This window comes from Rhodococcus sp. JG-3, assembly GCF_000482405.1.
Lineage (GTDB): Bacteria > Actinomycetota > Actinomycetes > Mycobacteriales > Mycobacteriaceae > Rhodococcoides > Rhodococcoides fascians.
Window position 1 is genome coordinate 2,518,619 of record NZ_KI519398.1, and the last position, 22,695, is coordinate 2,541,313.

The following is a 22,695-nucleotide window of genomic DNA, read 5'->3' on the forward strand; positions in this document are numbered from 1 at the left end:
GGTTCAGTGCTTTCTGCTGGGACCCAGCAGTAAGGCCGCACCCACCACTACCGCAGCGATGACGAACACCCAGCGGAACTGAACCTCGGCCAGGGCGGTGACGGCGTCCTGGCCGATCAGCGCGGCGATCGCCACGATCAGCGCGGCGAGTCCGGCGAGGAACAACGGAGCCGACGGGCCCTGCCTGCTCGAACTCTGTGCCGCGGTGTCCGAAGAACTGTCTCCGTGGCCGTATTCGGTGTGAATCCCGTTGTCGCTCATTGCTGCACCACTTTCAGTTCTCCGAATGTCGCATCGCCTTCGATCGTCAAGACCGGCGCGTCGGGTCGTGCGTCCTTTCCGGCGCGGACGCCGGGATCACCGCACTCGGCCGAACCGAATTCGGCGTTGCATTTCGTCTCGATGCTCATCGTGCTCGGTACGGTCACCACAGCACTGCCGAACGTCACATCGATCGTCACCGTCTTGTTCTCGGTGAGCGTCAGGCCGGTGAGGTCGAGGTCCAGTTCACCGAAGCCGACGTCGTAGGCGGGGGCAAGTGCGGCGGCGGTGAGCGGGGCAACCCGTTGCGCGCCCGACACACTGTCGTCCAGATTCACCGGCCCGACAACCGATGCCAGGATGACGAACCCGGCCAGCGGCGCGCCGACGACCAACAGGCCGTAGCCCTTTCGGAGAAATGCGCCCAGGATCAGACCCACTGCGATGATCGACAACGCGACGGCACCGACGCGGCCCGGAGTGATCCAGTCGGAACCTGTCAGTGCTCCGAGCCCGGTGGTGACGGCAGCGCCGAGCAATGCAAGGCCGAGAAAGCTTGCCGTCCAACGCGATCGACGCTTACGTTCGATCGCTGCCGGTGGGAAGGTGCCGGCCGGTTCGGGGAGGTCCCACGCAAACGGTGCCACTCCCAACGGGTCCCACGACGGAGGTGTCACGGCCTGGGGTGTGGTCGGAACGGCAGTGGCAGAGATACTTTCGGCACGTGTGCTCTTGGTGAGGTCGACGGTCGGTGCAGTACCGGATTCCGATACCGGCTGTGTTGTCTGCGGTGTCGGCTCGTAGCTCTTGGGCAGCGTCGTGTACGGGGTGTACTGCTCGTACTGGAACTGCGGCGGCCGGTATTGCGCGGCGGACCACTGCTCCGCGGAGGTGGTGGACGAGCCGAACGGGGTCGGTGCGTACTGCTGCCGGGTGAATTCCGCTGTTCGCAGGTACGGCGGCGGCTCGGGGCAGCGCTGGTGAAGCAACCACAGTCCGCCGAGCATCGCCGCGAGAGAGATCACGCCGGATCCGCCGAGTCCCACACCGGCCGGACCGAGTGTCGACAGTGCGATCACCAACGCGACCGCCACGACGACGGTCTTCGTCGTCGAATCGGAGCTGTGCCCGCGGCCCACCATGGATTCGACCCCCGAGGCGGAGTCGCCGGCGCGGCTGAGGACCAGCCAGGCCGCCAGGTACAGCACGATTCCGGTGCCGCCGAAGAGGGTGGACACGACGAATGCGACCCGGATCAGTACGGGGTCGACGTCGTATCGGTAGCCGATACCGGCTGCTACACCCGCCACGTGTCCGCGTTGCGGCAAGCGGTGCGGACGGGTGCGCCACATCTGCTGTAGCTGATCCGAGACGGTCACGTTGTTCATGATGACCATCGTGTCGGCTCGAACCTCGGAACACATCAGGGATTCCCCTGATCTCGTACCCCGGACTTGCACCCGGGTCTGTTGCAAGGGCGAAAGATCAGGGCGAACCCTGATGCGGTACCGCCCTCGGCCGTGCCAGGATCGTGGGCGTGCACCCTGTCGACAATCCAGCCGTTGACGCCGCCGTCGGCGCGTCCGCCGCGCCCGGTGCTGCGCCGTCGACCCGTCCCCTCCCGCCGCACCCTGTCCTTGCGTCGGGGTCGGCTTCTCGTGCAGCGTTGGAACGTTCGGCCCCCGCACCGTATCGGCGCCGCGGCGGCGGTCGTATCGTCGGCGGCGTCGCGGGCGGACTCGCCGATCATCTGGGTGTCGACGTGTTCAAGATCCGGGTGGCGTTCGCGTTGCTCGCGGCGTCCGCCGGTGCAGGGATCGTTGCGTACGGCCTGATCTGGATGTTCACCCCGGTCGGTGACGACACGGCACGTCCGAGCGCTACCGAGCGGCAACGAGCATTGGGACTGGCCGCCATCGGCCTCGGACTCGCCGTCGGTCTGGCCTGGTTGCTCAGTGGTACTGCGGCATCGGTCGTCGTGCCGGTCGTCGTGGTCGTCGTCGGTGCTGCCCTGGTGTGGCGAGAATTCGATGCCGAGGGGCCGCGGACGGCGCTGGGGTTGCCCAAGCAACCGACCGTGCTCAGCTGGGCTCGTGTCGTCGGCGGCGCGACGTTGATCGTCCTGGGCCTTGCCGTGGTGGTGTTGGCCCGCGTCGATCTCGCGTCGCTTCGGTCGTCCCTGTTGGCCGTGGTGGTCACCCTCGTCGGTGTCGGTCTGTTGACGGTGCCGATCTGGTTGCGGACCTGGCGTGCGCTCGGGGCCGAGCGATCGGCGCGTATCCGAAACGACGAACGTGAAGAGATTGCGTCGCATCTGCACGATTCGGTGCTGCAGACGTTGGCGCTGATTCAGAAGCAGGCGGATCGGCCGCAGGAGGTCATGCGGTTGGCGCGTGGGCAGGAGCGAGAACTGCGCAAGTGGTTGTTCGACGGCGGCGACACCGACAATTCGAGCTTGGCCGATGCGCTCAAGACCATCTCCGGCGAGGTCGAGGATCAACACGGCGTGACGGTCCGTCCCATCACGGTCGGGGACGTGCATCTGTTGCCGGACGACGTCGAATCGGGGCTGTCGCGAGAGAGCTTCACCGCGCTGCTGGGGGCCACTCGTGAAGCTCTGGTCAACGCGGCCAAACATTCCGGTGAGACCAACATCGATCTGTTCGCCGAAACCGAACCCGAGCAGGTCAGTGTGTTCGTCCGCGATCGCGGTACGGGCTTCGACGAGTCCGCGGTGCCCGAGGACCGACAGGGACTGGCCAAGTCCATCCGTGGTCGAATCGAACGCCGCGGCGGTTCCGTACAGGTGCGGTCCACAGTCGGTAGGGGAACCGAAGTACGAATCTTCATGCCACGCAACGGCGGGGCAGTGACCACCGAATCCGAATCCAACCATCAGGAGCAGCCGACGTGACCGACCCTTTCCGCGTTTTTCTGGTCGACGACCACGCGGTGTTTCGCTCGGGAGTACGCGCCGAACTGGGCCGTGAAGCGGACATCGACGTCGTCGGGGAAGCAGGCGGAGTCGCCGAGGCGGTGTCGGGGATCGATTCCACCAAGCCCGACGTGGTGCTCCTGGACGTGCACATGCCCGACGGTGGTGGAGTGGCCGTGCTCAACCGAATCGCCGAGGGCCCGGTGTGCTTGGCGCTCAGCGTGTCCGACGCAGCGGAGGACGTCATCGCCGTCATCCGGGCCGGCGCGAGAGGGTATGTCACCAAGACCATCTCCGGCTCGGAACTGGCCGATTCCGTCCGACGCGTAGCCGGGGGAGACGCGGTGTTCAGCCCGCGTCTGGCCGGCTTCGTCCTCGACTCGTTCACCGGCCGCAGCGCAGCTCCCGAGCCGCCGTTGGATCCGGAATTGGATTCTTTGACGCCCCGTGAACTCGAAGTGCTGAGGTTGCTGGCGCGCGGCTACACCTATCGCGAGATCGCCGAGGATCTGTTCATCTCGGTCAAAACCGTCGAAACGCACGCCTCCAATGTTCTTCGCAAGACCCAACAATCGAACAGGAATGCACTGACGCGGTGGGCGCACAAGCGTCGAATCGATTAGGCCGTCTGCGTTGGGCTTGACCTTCGACCGACACGAAGCTTCAGGATTTCGGCATGACTGATTCGGACGAAGAATTCCTGACCATCGGTGTGTTCGCGCGCGAGAGCGGGCTGACCCCCAGCGCGCTGCGGTTCTACGACGACTGCGGGTTGCTGGCCCCGGCGTCCATCGATGCACAATCGGGCTATCGCTACTACACCCGCGCACAATCGAAGCGGGCGAACATCATTCGCCAGCTGCGCGAGATCGGGTTGCCACTCGACAAGGTTGCCGCTGCCCTCGACGGCGATGGAACTGCCGCCATCGAAATCGTGGATCGACACGTCGAAGCTCTGGCTGCACAGGCGCGGGCGGCAGCCGAGGCAGCAGTGTCGATTCGCCGGTTGTTCGACGAAAAATACTGCACGGCAACGGTATCTGCCGAGGACTTGGCCTCGGCGATGGCGCAGGTTTCGTCGGCGGCCGGGGTGAGCATAGAATTTCCGGTACTGCAGGGCGTACTGATCGAGGTGGACGGAAGCAGTGTCACCCTCACCGCGACGGATCGGTATCGATTGTCCACGCGCAGTCTCGTCGCGCAGTGCTCGCCCGGACTACCGTGGTCGCGAATCGTGGCCGTCGGATGCCTCGCGGACGTCCCCGCCTCGGGCACCCTCGTGCTGACGCCAACCGACGAGTCGATGGTGATCGACTCCGACGGTTCTCGGGTGGCGGTGAACACGGTCGACGGTGAATTCCCCGACTGGCGCACGATGATGGACGGTCTGGCTCCGACCGTGACGAGGGTTGTGCTGCAACGAGATTTCGTTCCCGTCGACGTCAGTACCCTGCGCATCGAGGCCGGGCCCGACGGTTTCTCGGTCGATGGTGTTCCGGTTCCTGCACGGGTGACCGGTTCACAGAGTGTGGTGTTCTTCGATGCGGCCGTTCTGCAGTCCGCCGTCGCATCGGCCGTCGGACCGGATCTGATGCTCGATATCGCTGCACCGAATCAACCGATGCTGGTGCGTTCCGCGGTCGACGGCGCTCTGACGACGTTGGTGATGCCGGTTCTCGGCTGAACGGACGGACTGCGCGGGAGTTGTTACAGCAACAGGACGACGGCCAGGATCAGAAGAATCACGACCACGACGAGTCCGCCGAGGATGGCCGTCGCCGGGATGGACGTCCGGTCGCCGATGACGTCCTCGATGCGCATGAGTGCGTCCTGGACCGGGTTCTTTCTCTTCTTCGGCAGGTCGAACGGCGGCGGTGAGTACGAGGAGGGAGTCGGATCCGTTCGGCTCTCTCCCGGTTGCACGGCGGGCAGACCGGCGATGGTGCGTCCGAATTCTCGGGGCGGTCGGCGAGATTCCGAGACGGGTGTCGACCGTCTCGCCCAGGCGGGGACGACGCCGTCCGCTGAGGTCAGAGGTACTCCGCGCAACTGAGAGATGGTGCCGCGCTTGCTTATTGCGGCAAGAATGATCTCGTCACGGGCCTGCGCCATGGTGGGGCGTCGAGCTGGATCGGGCTCGAGCATGTGCAGTAGTGGGCCGGTGAGGTCTCCGCTGCGAGTGGGAGAGATGATCTGCCCCTTGGCAACTCGGTGCAGGAGTGCGATCGAATCGTGATCGATGCCGAAGGGCGGCGCACCTTCCATTGCGGTGTACAAGGTGGCGCCGAGGGAGAACACATCGCTGGCCGCAGTGGGGTCCTGGCCGCGCGCGACCTCGGGGGCGAAGTATGCGGGGGTGCCGGTGATGACGCTGTCGTCGGCTTCCTCCACGTCGCCCTTGGCTCGCGAGATGCCGAAATCGCTGATCTTGACGATGCCCAGATCCTTGCCGCGGTCGGCGATCAGAATGTTGCCCGGCTTGATGTCGCGATGCACGATTCCGGCGTCGTGTGCTTCGGTCAGGGCGTCGGCGATCTGCGCACCGATCTGAGCGACTTCGAACGGTGGTAGTGAGTCGGTGACGCCGAGCGCCTGCGCGAGGCTGCGTGAGGACAGGTATTCCATGATCAACCACGGCTCGCCGTCGACGAGAGCGACGTCGTGCATCGCGATGGCGTGTGGGCTCGACAGGCGGGCCGCGATCCGTCCTTCGCGCATGGCCCGGTTGCGCACGTCCACTGCCTGTTCCGGGGTCAATCGGGTGGTGGAGGTGACCTGTTTGACGGCCACCTGCCGGTGCAGAAGGGTGTCGGTGGCGAGCCAGACCGCGCCCATGCCGCCACCGCCGAGCTTGCCGGCGAGACGGTATCTGCCGGCGAGGAGGTAGTCGGGCCCGACTCCCCGTCGAACACGCTGCTGATCGGTCACGTCCACAGGTTAGTGGACGATGCCGCGGTGTGCCCGCAGCAGCGGTACTACCGCCTCTACCAGGGGCTACGGCATCGCCTTGACGAGTTGCCGTCCGAACGGCTTTACTGGGTGCAGATCGAAATTGTGTTCGAATACGTCACTTCCCGCGTCCGTCGAACACCGGTGTTTCGGCTCGATTTTTCATGCAGTGAAGGGGAGTGACATGTCTGTTTCCGAGGCTGCAGCACAGGCTTCCGTACCGCCGGATGCGCTCGACGGGTTGTCGCTTCCCGAGCGGGTGGCGCTGCTACGCAGTCGGATGGCTGCCGTACCGTCTCGCGGTGAAACGGCCTCGGTGCGCATCGAGAGTTCTGCTTCCGTTCGTCCCCGCCCTACCGACCCCGATTCCGACCCCGAATCCGACGTCGTCGACAGCTCGGAGCAGGTGTCGGTACCGACCCGTAGGCGGCCTGTTCTTCCGGTGCCGTCGGCGCTGATGGAGGTTCTTCCGCACGGTGGTCTGGTGCGCGGAACGGTGGCCTCGGTGTCCGGTGCCGGTTCGTTGTTGATCGGGTTGGTGGCCGCGGTGACCGGTGCCGGTGGCCATGTCGCAGTCATAGGCCAGCCCCGCTTCGGGCTGCTGGCTGCGGTGGAGATGGGCGCGCAACTGAGCAAGTTGGCTCTGATTCCCGATCCCGGCCCCGACCCGGTGGAAGTGGCGGCGATCCTGCTCGACGGCGTCGATCTCGTCGTCCTCGGCCTCGGTGGCCTGTCGGTACCACCGACTCGGGCCAGGGCCGTGGTCGCGCGCGCCCGCAGTAAAGGGTCGACGTTGGTGGTGACCGACGGGCACTGGGACGGAGCCGAGCTACGACTCGACGCGTCGGTACACGGCTACGACGGCCTCGGCACCGGCCGTGAGCTGGGGCGTGGCCGGCTGCGCGGGGTTCGACTGTCGGTGTGCGCGCGGGGTAAAGCGATGCGTCCTCGTACGGTTCGATTCGACTTGCGTGCGGAGAACGGCCGCATCGAATGGCACGCCGAACAGCAGGAGTCGAATCCGTTGTCGATCGCGGTCTCGACATGAGTACCGGCCAGTCCAACCGTGTTCTGGCGCTGTGGTGTCCCGACTGGCCTGCCGTCGCCGCAGCAGCTCAGGCCGATCTACCGGCGACGCACCCGGTGGTCGTCACGTCTGCCAACCGGGTCGTCGCCTGCTCGGCCACTGCACGGGCGTCGGGCATCAAGCGCGGCCTACGTCGCCGGGAGGCGCAGGCGCGGTGCCCCGACGTGCATGTGGCCGTTGCCGATACCGATCGTGATGCACGCCTGTTCGAGCCCGTGGTCTCGGCTGTCGCGGCCATCGCCCCCGGCGTCGAAGTGCTGCGGCCGGGCCTGTTGGTTCTTGCAGCGCGTGGTGTCGGACGGTACTTCGGTACCGAGCATCGCGCCGCGGAGCGGTTGATCGACGAAGCGTCGGCTGCAGGTGTCGAATGTCAGATCGGGATTGCCGACGAGTTGTCCACCGCAGTCGTCGCCGCGCGGTACGCACAGGTGGTGCCGCGCGGTGGTGGTGCCGGGTTTCTTTCGCCGTTACCGATCGCCGAACTCTCGGCGGAGCCCAGTATGGCCGCGGCCGATCGTGGTGAACTGGTGGATCTGTTGCACCGCTTGGGTTTACGCAGAATCGGGGACTTCGCTGCCCTGTCTCCGTCGGATGTGGCATCGCGATTCGGTACCGATGCCGTGCTGGCGCATCGCAGTGCCCGCGGTGAGCCCGAAAGGCCGCCGTCTGCCCGTGCTCTGCCTCCCGACCTGGATGTGGAGTATCTGTGCGATCCGCCGATCGATCGGGTGGATGCAGCCGCGTTCGCCGGGCGCGCATTGGCCGAGCAGCTGCACACCAAGCTCGCCGCGGCTGCTGTTGCGTGCACTCGGTTGCTGGTGCACGCCAGTACCGGCAACGGTGAGAATCTGTCGCGAATCTGGCGGTGCGCCGAGCCGTTGACGCCGGAGGGCACGGCCGATCGCGTGCGGTGGCAACTCGACGGCTGGATCACCGGACGCAGCGAGAACAAGCCGACGTCGGCGATCACCGTCCTGCGCCTTGAGCCGATCGAAGTGGTGGCAGCAGGGGAGTTGCAGCTGGGTTTGTGGGGCAGTGTCGGTGACGAGGACGACAGGGCGCGTCGGGCGTTGGTACGCGTTCAGGGTCTGCTCGGTGGCGAATCGGTGCTCGGGGGTGTTCTCAGCGGTGGACGCGGGCCGGCCGAGCGGATCACGTTGCGTCCACTGGGAGACGAGTTGGTGCCGCTGTCCGATCCATCGGCCCCGTGGCCGGGCCGACTACCCGAGCCGGCACCGGCGGCGGTGATCGAGACACGCCCGGCAGTGACGCTGATGAACCGAGCGGGTTCGGGAATCGGCGTCACCGACCGCGGTGTGTTCGATGCGCCGCCCAAGAGATTGCGGTGGGGGACCAAGGAATGGGAGTTGACGGGCCTGGCCGGGCCGTGGCCCGTCGACGAACGGTGGTGGGACAGCGGGCAAGGATCGACGGGGCCGACGGCGCGGGCACAGGTGGTGCTCGACGACGAGAGGGCGTTGCTGCTGGTGTTCGACGACGGTCTGTGGCGGGTGGAAGGAATCTACGAGTAGGAACCGCTACCGTCGGGGAAATGCAGATGATGTCCGAGACGGTCGACCTCGATGGCGTCGACATCGCGTATCGCTCGTTCGCGCCGCTGGAACACACGAGTGCGGCACCGGTGATGCTGGTGCACGGCATGGGCGGAGACAGCGGAACCTGGGATCGCTTCGCTCGGGCTCTGACCGCGCACGGTCGTCGGGTGATCACCGTCGATCTGCGCGGGCACGGCAAGAGTGCCCACACGCCCACGTACGAGTTCGACATGTTCGGCGGTGATCTCCTCGCCCTGATCGATCACCTCGGGCTCACCGAAGTCGATCTCGTCGGGCATTCACTCGGTGGATACGCGGTCTCGCTCGTGGCGCAGCGTCGCCCGTCTCTCGTCCGACGCCTGGTTCTCGAAGAACTTCCGATACCGATCAGGCCCGGGGACGCCCCGCCGACCCTGACCGGCCGGATGCCGTCGGTCACCGAACTTTGGCATGCGGCGACCAGCGTTGTTCTGCATCCCCGTGCGGTACTCGCGTTCGATCGATCGATGACCTCCACTGCTCTCGAGCAGTTCCGTCGGCCGAACCCGCGGTGGTGGGAGTCGTTGGCCGACATCACTGCTCCGACGTTGGTACTTCGTGGAGGTCCGGGCGGCATGGTCGATCCGGTTCGGCTCGACGCGATGGTGGCGAGCATTCCGAACTGTCGAGTGGAGGCATTCAGGACCGGACACAGCATCCACCGCGATGGCTACTCAGCCTTCGAAGCGGTAGTTCGTCCATTTCTGACACAGTAATCTGCTCTCATGTCGCTGACTGTGCTGGATCGGAAGCTACTGGGATGGTCGGCGTTGTTCGTCGTCTCCCAGGCCAATATCGCCCGGTTGCTGGGACCCGCGGCACCGAAAGTGCTTGCCGTGCAGACGGCCTGGTCCGAACAGCGGTACCGACAGATTCTGGCGAGCATGGACGAGACGGAGATCGTCCGCTTCCGCAGTCATTATCTGCCCGACTTCGTCCACCCGGCCATCTATGCCATCGCACTGCGTGCGGGTGCGAGGAGCTTGGCTGCGAAGACTCCGCTGAGCCCTGCAGTAACGACGGCATTGGCCGTCGCTCCCGTGGCCTCCGCTGCCGGTGACTACATCGAAAACATCGTCGGGCTGATATTGGTGGACAACCGAGAACAGATCTCCGACACCGTTGTCCGCGCCACCACCGTGGTCAGCACCGTCAAATGGATACTGGCCTTCGGCTCATTGACATACCTGAGTCAAGGATTTCTGAGAGTGTGGGCAAGAGCTCTGTTGCGCTGAGGAAAACCCGGGCTAGAAGACGAAGGGCACCAATCGTTTCGAGCGTGCCATGTATTCGGCGTACGCGTCTCCCAATCCCTCGAGCATGGCCGCCTCCTCCGACGGAATTCTGCGTACGTATCCACCGGCAAGAAAGGCCACCATGGCGGGGGAAAGCCAGTTCCCGTACGCAATACAGAAACCGAGCGCACAGATCAGTGCGCCGGTATACGACGGGTGGCGAATGAACCGATACGGGCCCGTCCGAACCACGAGTTGTTCAGGGTGTGTGTGGACCACGAAGGTGAAGGACTCTCCGAGTGTGCGAGCTGCCGAGACCCGAAGTGTCTGCCCGAGGGTTGCGGTGGCCAACCCTGTCAGGAAGACCGCCCGTCGGTGGCGGGTGCATACAGTGGCAGGCGAGATCACGCTCAGGAGAAGGCCTCCGCCATACGAGAGCACAAGGCCGCGGCCGACGGCGCGACCGGAACCATTGTCTCGATTCGAAGAGCCGGCCCGCGGCTTCCGCATTCCCATCTTGTATTCCGACCACACGAAGCCGGTGAATGCTGCCGCCAGAACAGCAGCGGCCGCACGATCGGTCACGAACAACGGCAGCTTCTCGGCGATCACGCGTGACAGCTTCGCAGACGTGGACCCGTAACGGAACATCACCCAGACCGCCCACTCCACGATCGAACGCGATCGCTGGACCCTGTGGACTGCCGTGGCCCCCTGACGTGCACGTCACCAACTGGTGCCGGGTACCAACCTGCCGATGCGGCGGACGACCTTGCCGATACGCGCGCTGGGGGTCGACGGGTCGTACGGCCGAACCCGATAGGGCACTTTCCCGTCTTCGACGGGTACCGGCGTTTCGCCCTTGGCGGCGGCCGACTCGGCAAATTTACGGTAGTGCTGATGCATCGTGCGATCTTTGCCCTTGGGGCTGAAGATGGCCCCGAACTGTCCGAGTGTTCCCAGCGGGGTGTCGATTCGCTTCTGCTTGTCGCTCAGCGCGCGGATGACGATCGCGGCTGCCTTCTCCGGTGAGAAGACAGTGCCGACGTTCTTGTCGCCCGTCGGGGTGATCATCGGGGTGTCCACCAGCGGCATGTGAATGGTCGTGTAGGTGATTCCGTCCGAGAGCGTCTCTGCTGCAGCAACATCGGTGAAACCGTCGAGTGCTGCCTTGCTCGCCACGTACGCCGAGAACCGAGGAGGGTGCCCCAGCACTGCAGCGCTGGAAATGTTGACCACATGCCCGAAGCTGCGTTCGCGCATGTGCGGCAGTAGCGCCAACACCACACGAATCGCTCCGAAGTAGTTGACGGCCATGGTGCGTTCGTAGTCGTGCAGTCGGTCGGTGGAACGGTAGAGCGCGCGGCGAATGGATCGGCCCGCGCTGTTGACGAGCATGTCCACATGCCCGTGGTCGTGCAGTATCGCTTTCACTGTTCGTTCGACCGACTCGCTGTCGGTGACATCGCACGAATACCCATGAGCGACATGGCCGTCGGCGCGAATCTGCTGGACGACCTCGTCCAACTGATCTTGGCCGCGCGCGAGCACGATGACCACCGCTCCTTTTCGTGCAGCGGCCTCGGCGCTGGCCCTGCCGATACCGGAGGACCCGCCGGTGATGACGATGTGACGGCCGAACAGCGGACCGCGTGGATCGTCTCGGCGGTTGCGTTTGGGGTCGAGATTCTCCATCCAGTATTGCCACAGGCGGTCGGCGTACGTCCGCAGTGGCGGCGGTGCGATGGAGCTGCCCTGCAATGCTTTCTGTGTCGTTGCGGACTCGAAGACGGTCGGCAGAGTCAGATGATCGAGCATCACCGGCGGCACGCCCAGATCGCGAAGCGCAGCGTTGCGTTGTTTCCGAACCGCTGCGGATGTGGGTGACACCACGGGGGCAACCAGCTTCCCTGGGATGTCGACGATTCTGGCGCGGGATCCGGCAGCCGAAGAGAATGCGGAGTACACCTCGGCCATCGACTGAGGCTCCGGATTCACCAGGTGAAAAACGCTGCCGGACGGGGTGTCTCGGTGAACCAGTTCCACAATGGCGTCCGCGACGTAGTCGACCGGAACCAGGTTGGTGTGTCCGATCTTGGGTACCGTGATCGGCAGAACCGCCGGCAGTTTCGCCAGCTCGGCGAACAGTGGAAAGAAGTAGTACGGGCCATCGATCTTGTCTGTCGCGCCGGTCTCGGAGTGCCCGACCACGGCAGCGGGGCGGTACACCCGCCAGTCCGCGTAGCTGCCGCGAACCAGTTTCTCGGACTCGAACTTGGTGCGGTGATACGCCGTCGGAAAGTTCTGCCCCTTGTCGAAATCGTTCTCGGAGAACGTCCCTCGGTAGTCACCTGCCACTGCGATCGACGAGATGTGGTGCAGACGAGCGCCGGTCCTTTTCGCCAGTTCGACCACCGACGCCGTTCCGGCGACATTGGTCGGGGTTTGCTCGTCTCCCGCCGTGAGGTCGTAGACGGCACCGAGATGCAGAATGTGATCGACGTCGGCCGGAACGTCTTTCAGGCCGAGCCCGGGTTCGACGAGATCGCCGATCAGTGGGCGGATTCTGTCGCCGCCGTCCAGCTCGTCGGCCAGCTTCTCGAGTCGAGCGACCGATTGCGGTCGAACGAGTACATGGACGATGGCGTCCGCATCACGTCCGAGAAGTCGGGGCAGCACGTTCTTACCCAGAAACCCGGTACCGCCGGTCACGATGTAGCTCGCCATGCGAGGCGACCTTACTCCTCGGTAAGTTTGACGGCTAGTTGTAATGAGCAGGGACGTTGTGGACGGCGTGGCAGCGACAGATAGGTGAGGACCTCCGGTATCGGTGTGGTTACCACAACTGCACCGACAACCGAGAGGTCCTCGTGTCACACGCTAATGCCTTGCTCACCCCGAAGGGGCGATTGAAACTCGCGGCATCGATTGTCGACGACGGATGGTCGATCCGCCGAGCGGCCGAACGATTCCAGGTTTCACCGACCACAGCCAAGAAATGGGCCGACCGATACCGCACCGGCGGCCCACCGGCAATGGCCGACCGCTCGAGCAGACCCCACCACAACCCGAACCGGACACCGACCCGCACCGAACGCCGAATCATCAACCTGCGCTTCCTCCGCCGGTGGGGACCACACCGCATCGGCTACCACCTACACATGCCGCACAGCACCGTCTCAGCGGTCCTGCGCCGCTACAAGATGCCGCTGCTTCGCCACCTCGACCAGAACACCGGACTTGCTGTACGACGCCCGCAGCCGCATCGCTACGAGCATCCCGCTCCCGGGGATCTGATCCACATCGACATCAAAAAGCTCGGCCGAATCCCCGACGGCGGCGGACATCGCAAGCTCGGCCGCGCGATCGGAAAGCGGCACAACAAGAAACAGGGCCGCGGTTACTCCTACGTCCATCACGCTGTCGACGATCACAGCCGGCTCGCGTATTCGGAGATTCTCGGTGATGAACGCAAAGAAACCGCCTCGGGGTTCTTCGAGCGCGCCAAAGCCTACTTCGCTGCCCATGACATCACGATCGCGCGTGTGCTGACCGACAACGGATCCTGTTACCGCTCAACACTGTTCGCGCAGACCCTAGGCCCTGGAATCAAGCACAAGCGAACCAGGCCGTATCGGCCGCAGACCAACGGCAAAGTCGAACGATTCAACCGAACCCTCAACCAGGAATGGGCCTACGCGAACACCTACCTCTCCGACGAAGCCAGAGCGGCGACCTACCAAGACTGGATCCATCACTACAATCACCACCGACCCCATACCGGCATCGGCGGCAAGTCACCCATCGAGCGACTGACCGTCCACAACGTCCCCGGGAAGAACAGCTAGTGCCCCATACCGGCCTTCTCGTGCACTTTCTTCATCCACGCCGGGGCCCACCAGTTGGCTTCGCCCATGAGCTTGACCAAGGAGGGCACCAGCAGCATGCGGATGATGGTGGCGTCGATGATCAGCGCCAGAATCACGCCGAAGCCGAGGAACTTCATGATCGACAGGCCCGAGATCGTGAACGCTCCGGTGACGACGATCAGGATCAGGGCCGCGGCAGTGACGATGCGTCCGGTGCGTTGGGCTCCGAAAATGACGGCCTCCTCGGTGGAAGCACCTGCCGAGCGCGCTTCCACCATCCGAGACATCAAGAACACTTCGTAGTCGGTCGACAGGCCGAAGATGACTGCGAGAATGAGTACGACGAAGGTCGACTCGAGCGGACCGGGCGTCACTCCCAGCAAGCTTGTACCGTGACCTTCCTGGAACACCCAGGTCAGTGCTCCGAAGGTCGCTGCCAGGCTCAGCCCGGCCATGAGAACTGCTTTGATCGGCAGCACTATCGAGCCGAAGGCCAGGAACAGCAGGACCAACGTCGAGATCACCATGATCGCGATCATCACCGGCAGCCATTTCGCTATCGCGGCATTACCGTCGTCGACGTTCGCGCGTCCGCCGCCGACGAGGATTTCGGTGCCGTCCGGTGGAGTGATCGCTCGGAGGGCAGTCACCGCATTCGATTGGGACCGAGCCTCGGTCGTTCCGTCGCTGGGTTCGCTGTAGGACGCCTGGAATGCCACCAAATCGTCCTTGGATCCGAGGAATTCGGCTCGGGCCACGCCGGGGGTGGTGTTCATCGCTGCGGTCAGTTCCGCAACGGGCGGGCCCTGAGGCTTGACGCCGTCGAGACCCCGCAGCACCACGGTGGCACCGTCGCCGGTGGACTCGAAGTCGGTGGCGAGGGTTTCGAAGGCTGCCCGTGCCGGGTCGTTCTTCGGTAGTGCGGTGTAGTCGACCTCCCCCAGGGAGACCTTCAGAATCGGGGTGGCGACAATCAACAAGCCGGCGACGATGACGGCGGCGACGATTCCTGGATTCTTCATCACTCGGGTGACGACACCACCCCAGAACTTGTGTGCGCGTGCGTCGCTGCGGTCCGAGGCGGTACGCGACCAGGTCCAGGAGTTGATGCGAGTGCCGAGAAGGGCGAGCAGGGCGGGCACCGCGGTCAGGGACAGCAGGGCGGCGCTGGCCACCGCGGCCATGGCACCGAAACCGAGGGATCGGATCACCGCCTGCGGGAAGACCAGCATGCCCGCGAACGCGCAGATCAGGAGCAGTCCGGAGAAGACGACGGTGCGCCCTGCAGTGGACACGGTACGTACGGTCGCCTCCATCGACGACGACCCAGTGCGGAGTTCCTCGCGGAATCGACTGACGATGAACAGTCCGTAATCAATGGCCAAGCCGAGGCCGAGCAGCGACGCGACGTTGATCGAGAACGAGCTCACCTCGGTGAATTCGGTGAGCACCCGCAGGATTGCCAGCGAGCTGAGCACGCTGAGAATCCCGACGAATACCGGTACCGCTGCGGCGATCACGCCACCGAAGATGAAGACGAGAAGCAGAAGTGTGATGGGGACGGCGATGATCTCCGAGCGCACGAGGTCTCGCTCGAGGGTTTGGCTGAGCGAGACTCCCACGACCGATGCGCCGGCGAATTGCGACTCGATGCCGGGGACGACGAGTTGTGGAGGTAGCTCACCGAACGTGTTGAACGTAACTCCCGATTTCGCACCGAGGGAGATCGTCACCAGTGCTTTGGTTCGGTCTTTCGAGACCAGGAATTCCTTGGTCACCGGGTCTGCGGTCCAGTAGGAGTTCACGTTTCCGAGGGTGTAGCGGCTGCGGAATTCGTCGAGTGTCGACTGCACCTGTGGTCCGATGTCGTCGATCGTTCGTCCGTCGGGTGCGGTGTAGATCGCGACGATGTCGGGGGTCGGTTGGCCGATGCCCTGGACCAGCCGCGCGACCTGTGACGATTCGCTGCCTGCGTCGGCGTATCCGCCCTCGCTCAGTTTCGAGAAGACGCCCAGTCCCAGCACGCCGCCGACGGCTACGACCGCGACGACGACGGCGAGCACCCATCGCTTGTGCGATACGACGAACGATGCCCAACGCGTCACAACTGTGCTCCGGCTCTGTGGAAGGGGTGAGTAGCGATTCGACTGTAGTTGATCGTGTCGGACCCTCGTGTTCTCATTAGAACAAGTGTTCGACGATGTGTGTGACGGTGTGAAGGAGGTGGTCTCGATGGGATGGAACGACGGGCCGCCCACCTGGTCGGAAATGGAGCGAGTCCTCTCCGGGCGCCCCAAGCCGGTCGTCGAAGGCGATGGGGGCGACAGCCCGGCGTGGTCGCGCAAACGCGACGCCTACCAGGGTCGCCGGCTCGATTCGGTGGGGCCGTCGACACCGTACGCAGAACTGCATGCGCATTCTGCGTTCAGCTTTCTCGACGGCGCATCGCAGCCGGAGGAAATGGTCGAGGAAGCGGTGCGTCTGGGACTCGAATCCATTGCGATCACCGACCACGACGGCTTCTACGGCGTCGTACGTTTCGCCGAGGCAGCACGAGCCCTCGGCATCGGAACGGTGTTCGGTGCCGAGCTGTCGCTCGACACCCACCGGTCCAGGGCCGGAGCGACCGATCCCGACGGTACGCATCTTCTGGTGCTCGCTCGTGGACAGGAAGGGTATCGACGGCTGTCGCGTCGGATCGCGGCCGCGCATCTGGCCGGCGGAGTCAAGGGTGAGCCGCGGTACGACGTGGACGAACTCACCGAATCGGCGGGAGGGCACTGGCAGATCCTGACCGGTTGTCGCAAAGGGCATGTCCGCCAAGCGCTCTCGCGGGGTGGGCCGGAGGCGGCCGATCTCGCGCTGCGTGATCTGGTCGATCGGTTCGGGGCCGAGCGCGTCACCGTCGAGCTCACCAGGCACGGCACTGCCGACGACGACGAGCGCAACGACGCTCTCGCGGCCCTGGCTCGCCGGTACGGTCTGCCGATGATCGCCACCACGGCGGCGCACTACGCCAGTCCACGTAGCCGAAGGTTGGCCATGGCGATGGCTGCGGTACGTGCCCGGAGCAGTCTGGACGAGGCGGCAGGGTGGCTGGCACCGACGGGCGGTGCACATCTGCGGTCGGGGGCGGAGATGGCGGAGCTGTTCGAGCACTATCCCGGTGCAGTGCGCGGTGCCGTCGAACTGGGTCGAGAATGCACGTTCGATCTGAAACTGATTGCGCCTCGTCTCCCACCCTTCGAGGTGCCCGACGGTTACACCGAGATCAGTTACCTGCGGCGGCTCACGTTCGAGGGTGCTGCCCGGCGGTACGGCCCGCAGTCGGCGAACCCGGCTGCATATTCGCAGTTGGAGTACGAGCTCGACATCATCGAGCGGCTCGAATTTCCGGGTTACTTCCTGGTGGTGCACGACATCGTTCATTTCTGCAAGACCCACGACATCCTGTGCCAGGGGCGAGGTTCGGCGGCGAACTCGGCCGTCTGCTACGCCATCGGAATCACGAATGTCGATCCGGTCGCCAACAAGTTGCTGTTCGAGCGGTTTCTCGCACCCGAACGCGACGGACCACCCGACATCGACATCGACATCGAGTCGGATCGGCGGGAAGAGGCCATTCAGCATGTGTACGCCAAGTACGACCGTACCCATGCCGCTCAGGTCGCCAACGTCATCACCTATCGCGGGAAGTCCTCGGTACGAGACATGGCCCGCGCTCTCGGGTTCTCCCAGGGGCAACAGGACGCGTGGAGCAAGCAGATCACCCGGTGGTCCGGAATCGGCGATCAGGACGGCGACGGGATCCCCGATTCCGTTCTCGACCTCGCGCGTCAGATCGAGGGCTTTCCGCGTCACCTCGGCATCCATTCGGGAGGAATGGTGATCTGCGACCGACCGATCGCCGACGTGTGCCCGGTGGAATGGGCGACGATGGAGAATCGCAGTGTGCTGCAATGGGACAAAGACGATTGTGCCGCAGTGGGTTTGGTCAAGTTCGACATGCTCGGGCTCGGGATGCTCTCGGCTCTGCATTACATGATCGACCTGGTCGCCGAACACAAGGGCATCGAGATCGACCTCGCCTCGATCGACCTGTCCGAACATGCGGTGTACGAGATGCTGCAACGGGCCGATTCGGTCGGTGTGTTCCAGGTCGAGTCGCGGGCCCAGATGGCCACTCTTCCGCGGCTCAAGCCGCGTAATTTCTACGATCTCGTCGTCGAGGTCGCCTTGATTCGTCCCGGTCCCATCCAAGGTGGCTCGGTGCACCCGTACGTCAAGCGGCGCAACGGACTCGAACCGGTCACCTTCGATCATCCGTCGCTGAAGAAAGCTCTCGATCGAACTCTCGGCGTGCCGCTGTTCCAAGAACAGCTGATGCAGATGGCCATCGACGTCGCGGGCTTCAGCGCCGCCGATGCCGATCAGCTGCGTCGAGCCATGGGATCGAAACGGTCTCCGGAAAAGATGGAATTGCTTCGTGGACGGTTCTACGACGGAATGCGTGATCTGCACGGCATCACCGGTGCAGCCGCGGATCGAATCTACGAAAAGCTCTCGGCATTCGCCAACTTCGGCTTTCCCGAAAGCCATTCGCAGAGCTTCGCCTCGTTGGTTTTCTACTCGTCGTGGTTCAAGCTGCACCATCCGGCGGCATTCTGTGCCGGTTTGCTACGCGCTCAGCCGATGGGCTTCTACTCACCTCAGTCTCTGGTGGCCGATGCCCGACGGCACGGCGTGGTCGTGCACGGTGCCGACGTCAACGCCAGCCTCGGCCATGCAAATCTCGAGGCAGACGGTCTCGAGATCCGCATGGGTTTGGCGGACGTGAAGTTCATCGGGACGACACTTGCCCAGAAGATCGTCGATGCGCGAGACGCACACGGGCCGTACACCTCGTTTCTGGATCTGACGGGACGCGTCGAACTGTCGGTGGCGCAAGCGGAAGCACTGGCCACGGCCGGCGCGCTGGGGTGTTTCGGCATCACTCGTCGAGAGGCGTTGTGGGCTGCCGGAGCGGCCGCGGGGGAGCGGCCCGGTCTGCTCCCCGGCGTCGGCGCATCGACGAAAGCGCCTGCGCTGCCGGGTATGACGGACCTCGATCTGGCGTCGGCCGATGTCTGGGCCACGGGAGTGTCACCCAATTCCTACCCCACTCAGTTCTTCCGGGATCGGCTGGATTCCCTCGGCGTGGTGCCCGCGAATCGGCTGCTGAAGATCCCCGATGGCGACCGGGTTCTCGTCGGCGGTGCAGTGACGCATCGTCAACGTCCGGCAACCGCGGGAGGCGTCACGTTCATCAACCTCGAAGACGAAACCGGCATGGTCAACGTCGTGTGCTCGGTGGGGTTGTGGGCGAAGTACCGCAAACTCGCAATCACCGCTCCGGCGTTGCTCATTCGAGGCAAAGTGCAGAATGCCGAGGGAGCGGTGACCGTGGTGGCAGACCATCTGCAATTGATGGATCTGCGAGTTGCGTCCCGATCCAGAGACTTTCGCTGATGAACTCGGCCTGCCCGCGCGTCATCGAGCAGGACGCCGGTGCAGAATCGAGGCGTGAAGCTACTGATCATTGCGGACACTCACTTGCCCACCCGAGCGAAAGTGCTGCCCGATCAGGTGTGGGCCGCCGTCGACGACGCCGATGTGGTGATCCATGCCGGCGATTGGGTGAATCTCGCGACGTTCGAGGCACTCTCGCAGCGATCTCGTTCGCTGGTCGCCTGCTGGGGAAACAACGACGGCGACGAGCTGCGTGCGGTCATGCCCGAACGTGCCGACGTGGTACTCGGCGGCGTGCGCTTCACCGTCGTCCACGAGACCGGAGCCGCGACAGGACGCGAGCGCCGGATGGCGACCGAATACCCCGATACCGACGTCCTCGTGTTCGGACACAGTCACATTCCGTGGGATACGACGGCCGACAACGGTCTACGGCTGCTCAACCCCGGATCTCCGACGGATCGGCGTCGGCAGCCGTTCTGTACCTACCTCACCGCGGTTGCCGATGGCGGCGAGCTGACAGACGTCGAGCTGCATCGACTTCCGCCTCGCTGATCGGCATGTCGAGTGTCCGTCACATTCCGCCTGCGACTCGGACGACCGTTCCGGTGGCGTAGCGCGCATCCTCGGACAACAGCCACGACACCGCGCCGGCGATCTCGTCGGGCACTCCGGGGCGGCCGAGGGGGATGCTCGACGCCATCTTCCGTGGTCGCTCACGGTCTTTGTGAAACTCGGTCTCGATGACTCCCGGCGCGACGGCGTTGACACGAATGTTCTGCGCGGCAAGCTCTTTGGACAGACCGACCGTCAAGGTGTCGACGGCTGCCTTGGCCGCGGCGTAGTGCACGTACATACCGGGACTTCCGATGGTGGCTGCCGCGGAGGAGATGTTGACGATGGCACCGCCGTGGTCGGCCATCGCGTGTATGGCGTACTTGCAGCAGATCAGGACGCCGACCAGGTTGACGTCCAAGTCTGCCCTGATCGTCTCGATGTCGTTGCTCGCCAGGGTCCCTATTGCACGCGCCGATCCGGCGTTGTTCACCAATCCGGTGACAGTGCCGATCTCGGCAGCAGCAGCGAACAGATCGATCACCGACCGCTCGTCAGTGGTGTCGGCACGTATCGCGACGACCGTTCGGTCGGCGCTCGACAATTCGTTCACCACTGCGTCGGCGGCCGCAGAATCCGAGCGGTAGGCGATCACGACGTCGTGCCCATCGGCCACGAGTCGCCGAGATACTGCGGCTCCGATTCCGCGGCTGCCGCCGGTCACGATCGTCAAAGGGGCATTCATCGTTCGACAATAGCGAGTACCGAAGGAGCACAATGGCGGGCAACGCACGACAGAGGAGGGTTCTGTTGATCGACAGACCGGAATTGGCCGCTTTTCTCAAGCAGCGCCGAGAGGCGCTACAGCCCGAGGATGTCGGACTTCCGCGTGGACAACGGCGTCGAACGCGGGGTCTGCGCCGGGAAGAAGTAGCCGGCCTGTGCCACATGTCGACCGATTACTACGCGCGCCTCGAGCGCGGAACAGGCCCCGCTCCATCGGAGCAGATGATCGCGTCGATAGCGCAGGGTCTGCACCTGTCGTTGGACGAGCGCGACCACGTCTTCCGCTTGGCCGGCCAGAGTCCACCGGTACGCGGTGCGGCAAGCGAGCACGTCAGCCCTGGCCTGTTGCGCATCATGGATCGCCTGCACGACACGCCGGCCGAGATCATCTCCGAGATCGGAGAGACCCTTCGACAGACGCCTCTGGCAGCAGCCTTGACCGGAGACGCAACGCACCGGACCGGGCCGGATAGAAGTCTCGGATATCGCTGGTTCACCGATCCTGCTGTCCAGCAGTCGTATCCGCTCGAAGATCGCGCCTTGCTGTCGAGGGCATACGCCTCGGGTTTACGGGAAGTCGCGACCGTGCGCGGCCCGGACTCGCAGGCGGCTCGACTGGCCGCTCGACTCCAAGCGTCCAGCGAGGAATTCCGAGTGTTGTGGGAGCGGCGCGAAGTGGGTGTTCGTCCCCCCGAGTTCAAGACCTTCATCCATCCGGCGGTCGGCCAGATCGAGCTGCATTGTCAGACGCTGCTCGACCCCGAGCAATCGCATCGACTGCTGGTGTACACAGCCGTGCCGGGCAGCGAGAGCTATGCAAGATTGGAACTGCTCTCGGTTGTCGGTACTGACGTACTGACCTGACGAGGTCTGCTCATCAGTGGATCGGCAAGTCCTGGATCAGAGCGGCGTGTGGCACGACCATGGATGTCAGCGCATCCAAATCGCTCGATCACTACAGCCGAGGAGCTCACAATGGTCCGCATCGCAGATACATCGATCAGGAATCTCACTGGAAAGCGTGCCGTCGTCACCGGAGCGAGTCACGGTCTCGGCGCGGTGATTGCGACTTCTCTCGCTCGTTCGGGAGCCGAGGTCGTCATGCCCGTGCGCTCAGCCGCCAAGGGAGAGCGGGTAGTCGAATCGATTCGGTCATCCGTGCCGAACGCGAAGGTCAGCACTCGGCTCCTCGATCTGTCGTCACTGACCTCCGTTGGCGCATCGGTCGACGAGTTCTTGTCGGAAGGCCGACCGATCGACGTTCTCGTCAACAACGCCGGTGTCATGCAACCGCCGCAGCGGCAGGTCACCCAGGACGGGTTCGAGCTGCAATTCGGTACGAACCACCTCGGTCACTTCGCCTTCACCCTCGGCCTGCTCCCACTGCTCCGAGAAGGCGCAGGACGGGTCACTCACCAGACCAGCATCGCGGCACGCGTGGGGGCCATCAACTGGGACGACTTGAATTGGGAGCAGTCCTACGACGTCATGAAGGCCTACAGCCAATCCAAGATCGCTGTGGGGCTGTTCGCCCGTGAGCTCGAGGCGCGCAGTAGGGCCGGCGGGTGGGGAATCACCAGCAACATGGCGCATCCCGGAATCTCCCCGACGAATCTGCTTGCGGCTCAACCGGGCCTGGGACGACCCAAGGATTCGGCCGGCCGCGGGCTGATCAGCGTTCTGGCTCGCGTCGGGATTGCGGGGAGCGTAGACAGCGCCGCGCAGCCGGCTGTGGTGGCAGCAGCGGGAACACTGTCGCGAGGCGACCAGTTCGTAGGACCCAGACGCCTGATCGGTGGTCCCCCGGCCGAGGTCTCCATATGGAAGCCGTTGCGCAGCATGGACGATGCGCGACGTCTGTGGGACGCATCCGAGGTTCTCACCGGTGTACGACTCGGATCCTGAGTCGCGGGCC

General features: G+C 64.4%; 19 protein-coding genes. 12 read left to right on the plus strand and 7 right to left on the minus strand.

Features of this window, described 5'->3' with window-relative positions:
* Nucleotides 1-3: 3 nt before the first annotated feature.
* Both K414_RS0113310 and K414_RS0113315 read right to left on the minus strand, forming a co-directional pair.
* Nucleotides 4-261 (minus strand): hypothetical protein, encoded by a 258-nt coding sequence (locus tag K414_RS0113310; protein ID WP_027496370.1) that lies wholly within the window; start codon nt 259-261, stop codon nt 4-6.
* Nucleotides 258-1,649, minus strand: a complete 1,392-nt coding sequence (locus tag K414_RS0113315; protein WP_027496371.1) for a PspC domain-containing protein — start codon at nt 1,647-1,649, stop codon at nt 258-260. The genes K414_RS0113310 and K414_RS0113315 overlap by 4 nt, the downstream gene beginning before the upstream one ends.
* A gap of 278 nt (nt 1,650-1,927) precedes the next feature.
* On the opposite strand from K414_RS0113315, the gene K414_RS0113320 reads away from it, so the two are divergent.
* The 3 genes from K414_RS0113320 to K414_RS0113330 are packed head-to-tail and all read left to right on the plus strand — an operon-like array spanning nt 1,928 to nt 4,880.
* On the plus strand, nt 1,928-3,175 hold the full coding sequence (locus tag K414_RS0113320; RefSeq protein ID WP_051365358.1) for a PspC domain-containing protein: 1,248 nt from the start codon (nt 1,928-1,930) through the stop codon (nt 3,173-3,175).
* Nucleotides 3,172-3,819, plus strand: a complete 648-nt coding sequence (locus tag K414_RS0113325; protein ID WP_027496373.1) for a response regulator transcription factor — start codon at nt 3,172-3,174, stop codon at nt 3,817-3,819. The genes K414_RS0113320 and K414_RS0113325 overlap by 4 nt, the downstream gene beginning before the upstream one ends.
* Nucleotides 3,820-3,872: 53 nt before the next feature.
* Nucleotides 3,873-4,880, plus strand: a complete 1,008-nt coding sequence (locus K414_RS0113330) for a MerR family transcriptional regulator (protein WP_027496374.1) — start codon at nt 3,873-3,875, stop codon at nt 4,878-4,880.
* Nucleotides 4,881-4,903: 23 nt separating this feature from the next.
* Here K414_RS0113330 and K414_RS0113335 read toward each other — a convergent pair whose 3' ends face one another.
* A complete protein-coding gene (locus tag K414_RS0113335; protein ID WP_027496375.1) occupies nt 4,904-6,124 on the minus strand; it encodes a serine/threonine-protein kinase in 1,221 nt (406 codons plus the stop codon).
* A 205-nt stretch (nt 6,125-6,329) separates the two neighbouring features.
* Here K414_RS0113335 and K414_RS0113345 point away from each other — a divergent pair, with 205 nt between their 5' ends.
* The 4 genes from K414_RS0113345 to K414_RS0113360 are packed head-to-tail and all read left to right on the plus strand — an operon-like array spanning nt 6,330 to nt 10,062.
* Nucleotides 6,330-7,193, plus strand: a complete 864-nt coding sequence (locus K414_RS0113345) for a hypothetical protein (protein WP_027496377.1) — start codon at nt 6,330-6,332, stop codon at nt 7,191-7,193.
* Nucleotides 7,190-8,764 (plus strand): DNA polymerase Y family protein, encoded by a 1,575-nt coding sequence (locus K414_RS0113350; RefSeq protein ID WP_027496378.1) that lies wholly within the window; start codon nt 7,190-7,192, stop codon nt 8,762-8,764. The genes K414_RS0113345 and K414_RS0113350 overlap by 4 nt, the downstream gene beginning before the upstream one ends.
* A 26-nt stretch (nt 8,765-8,790) precedes the next feature.
* On the plus strand, nt 8,791-9,543 hold the full coding sequence (locus K414_RS0113355; protein WP_145916631.1) for an alpha/beta hydrolase: 753 nt from the start codon (nt 8,791-8,793) through the stop codon (nt 9,541-9,543).
* 9 nt (nt 9,544-9,552) lie between these two features.
* Complete coding sequence (locus K414_RS0113360; protein WP_027496380.1) at nt 9,553-10,062, plus strand: hypothetical protein; 510 nt, start codon at nt 9,553-9,555, stop codon at nt 10,060-10,062.
* 12 nt (nt 10,063-10,074) lie between these two features.
* On the opposite strand, the gene K414_RS0113365 is transcribed toward K414_RS0113360, so the two are convergent.
* Complete coding sequence (locus tag K414_RS0113365; RefSeq protein ID WP_237606182.1) at nt 10,075-10,674, minus strand: isoprenylcysteine carboxylmethyltransferase family protein; 600 nt, start codon at nt 10,672-10,674, stop codon at nt 10,075-10,077.
* A 114-nt stretch (nt 10,675-10,788) separates the two neighbouring features.
* Nucleotides 10,789-12,789 (minus strand): SDR family oxidoreductase, encoded by a 2,001-nt coding sequence (locus K414_RS0113370; protein WP_027496382.1) that lies wholly within the window; start codon nt 12,787-12,789, stop codon nt 10,789-10,791.
* Between the two features lie 143 nt (nt 12,790-12,932).
* Between K414_RS0113370 and K414_RS0113375 the strand changes: the two genes are divergently transcribed.
* The gene (locus K414_RS0113375; RefSeq protein WP_027496383.1) at nt 12,933-13,910 is read left to right on the plus strand and encodes an IS481 family transposase; all 978 of its coding nucleotides are present in this window, start codon (nt 12,933-12,935) and stop codon (nt 13,908-13,910) included.
* On the opposite strand, the gene K414_RS0113380 is transcribed toward K414_RS0113375, so the two are convergent.
* The gene (locus tag K414_RS0113380) at nt 13,907-16,036 is read right to left on the minus strand and encodes an MMPL family transporter (protein WP_027496384.1); all 2,130 of its coding nucleotides are present in this window, start codon (nt 16,034-16,036) and stop codon (nt 13,907-13,909) included. The genes K414_RS0113375 and K414_RS0113380 overlap by 4 nt on opposite strands.
* 127 nt (nt 16,037-16,163) lie before the next feature.
* On the opposite strand from K414_RS0113380, the gene K414_RS0113385 reads away from it, so the two are divergent.
* Both K414_RS0113385 and K414_RS0113390 read left to right on the plus strand, forming a co-directional pair.
* Entirely contained in the window at nt 16,164-19,439 is a 3,276-nt protein-coding gene (locus K414_RS0113385; RefSeq protein WP_027496385.1) for an error-prone DNA polymerase, read from the plus strand.
* 54 nt (nt 19,440-19,493) lie between these two features.
* Entirely contained in the window at nt 19,494-19,994 is a 501-nt protein-coding gene (locus K414_RS0113390) for a metallophosphoesterase (protein WP_027496386.1), read from the plus strand.
* 19 nt (nt 19,995-20,013) lie between these two features.
* Here K414_RS0113390 and K414_RS0113395 read toward each other — a convergent pair whose 3' ends face one another.
* A complete protein-coding gene (locus K414_RS0113395) occupies nt 20,014-20,739 on the minus strand; it encodes an SDR family oxidoreductase (protein WP_027496387.1) in 726 nt (241 codons plus the stop codon).
* A gap of 65 nt (nt 20,740-20,804) precedes the next feature.
* Between K414_RS0113395 and K414_RS0113400 the strand changes: the two genes are divergently transcribed.
* Together K414_RS0113400 and K414_RS0113405 are read left to right on the plus strand one after the other, a co-directional pair.
* Nucleotides 20,805-21,644, plus strand: a complete 840-nt coding sequence (locus tag K414_RS0113400; protein WP_027496388.1) for a helix-turn-helix transcriptional regulator — start codon at nt 20,805-20,807, stop codon at nt 21,642-21,644.
* A gap of 111 nt (nt 21,645-21,755) precedes the next feature.
* Complete coding sequence (locus K414_RS0113405) at nt 21,756-22,685, plus strand: SDR family oxidoreductase (protein ID WP_027496389.1); 930 nt, start codon at nt 21,756-21,758, stop codon at nt 22,683-22,685.
* Nucleotides 22,686-22,695 lie beyond the last annotated feature (10 nt).